General features: G+C 67.1%; 1 protein-coding gene. It reads left to right on the forward strand.

The genetic code is table 11. From position 1 onward, the window contains the following. On the forward strand, positions 1-383 hold a 383-nt coding region (locus ACZ2IA_RS22840; RefSeq protein WP_470294882.1), incomplete at both ends, for a zinc finger domain-containing protein.

Consider the following 383-nt stretch of genomic DNA (forward strand, 5'->3'; position numbering starts at 1 on the left):
GCGAGGGCCCCGTCGCGGTGCCGACCTGCGCTACAACCTGTCCATCCGGCTCGAAGATGCCGTGCATGGCACCGAGGTGGAAATTCGTATTCCCCGACACGAGTCCTGCGATACCTGCGATGGCTCCGGCGCCAAAAAAGGCACTCAGCCGACGACCTGCCCCACCTGTAAGGGCGCAGGACAGGTGCGCATCAACCAGGGCTTCCTGGCCGTCAGCCAGACCTGTCCGCAGTGCCGGGGCCGCGGGACCGTCATCGCCGACCCCTGCCGCGACTGCGGCGGCAGTGGTGAGCAGACCCGCCAGAAAACCCTCAAGGTCACAATCCCGGCCGGTGTCGATACCGGAGACCGGATCCGCCTCAGTGGTGAGGGCGAGCAGGGTG

Source organism: Crenobacter sp. CS_VA4 (assembly GCF_055597485.1).